Source organism: Ferroplasma sp. Type II (assembly GCF_000496155.1).
Genome location: NZ_KI542682.1, coordinates 1 through 1,045, shown reverse-complemented (window position 1 = coordinate 1,045; position 1,045 = coordinate 1). Strand labels below are relative to the sequence as shown.

General features: G+C 32.9%; 2 protein-coding genes and 1 pseudogene. All 3 read right to left on the bottom strand.

Annotation, left to right across the window (positions count from 1 at the left end):
• Positions 1-134: pseudogene (locus AMDU4_RS14045) on the bottom strand (IS200/IS605 family transposase); the annotation flags it as partial.
• A gap of 79 nt (positions 135-213) precedes the next feature.
• The gene (locus AMDU4_RS00415) at positions 214-663 is read right to left on the bottom strand and encodes a DUF1947 domain-containing protein (protein ID WP_021786028.1); all 450 of its coding nucleotides are present in this window, start codon (positions 661-663) and stop codon (positions 214-216) included.
• A partial coding sequence (locus AMDU4_RS00410) for a hypothetical protein (protein WP_021786027.1) occupies positions 663-1,045 on the bottom strand: 383 nt, incomplete at its 5' end. The genes AMDU4_RS00415 and AMDU4_RS00410, both read right to left, overlap by 1 nt.

Sequence of the window (1,045 nt, the reverse complement as noted above, 5' to 3'; positions counted from 1 at the left end):
CTTATCTTCATTTTTAGAAAATCAACTATTGCATCATTTAAAAATACTTTCTTTCTGTATTTTACAACCTGAATAAAGTGGTAATACAAAGAGTACACTGAATGCTGACCCTTATCCAGATTATATGGTGACATAGTTGTATAATAACTTAATAGACTATAAAATTTGCACTTTCATCCCCTCTCTAACGAAAGGGAACTTCCCGCTTATATGTTAAAATTCTTTCATAATTCTGTCATTCAGATAATGCAGTATTTCCACTGCTTCTCCCTTTTTATTTGCCATTATAACATCGCTGTCTTCATTTGCTTTTCCTATTGCAATATACAAACCTTCTGAGTTTTTAATAAAAACCATATCTCCCTTTTTAATATTCATATCCATTTCAATTATTCCCGGTGCAAAAAGATTTGAGCCGTTCATTATATGTGGAACAGCTCCATTGTCAACGGTAACATTGTATGTTTTTACCTTTAGATAGTTTATCAGGTATAATGTGGGGATGCCATTATAAAATATTGGTTTTCCAGAAAAATAATAAACCTCATTTTTCTTATTTGTCTCTACCTCTATATTCGCCATGGATGTTCCATCTATATTGAATTTCTCAAGTTTTTCCATGAAAGCTCTGTAATCCTTTTTTGATAGTATATGCCTGGACATTATCCTATTATCCCCTTTATTTTCTTCAGTTGATCGTTCACGTCCTGGTTATTCACCATATCGTCAACATACTCATATATCCTCTTTCCAAGCAGAATCTGGTTTTCACTGAACATCCACTCCTCCTCGTTCCCAACAGCTTTCAAAAAGGCATAGTATATGGATTTCTGAATATCATTATACATGTTCTTTCTGCCGAATTTTATTGAGTCGGATTTTCCATAATTAAAATAATATGTAATCAAATCTATTAAATACTTTGAATTCTCTGACCACGGATCCATAATTTTTGATTCCATGGATTTCTTGCTCTTCAAGAGCTTTGCATTTTCTATAACCTCCACTGGGTTTCCCTTCAGGGACTTAATTTCAGAGTCCGTAA

Excerpts from the sequence above, each read along its gene's own strand:
- AMDU4_RS00415 (WP_021786028.1), bottom strand. The coding sequence starts at position 663 with ATGTCCAGGCATATACTATCAAAAAAGGATTACAGAGCTTTCATGGAA.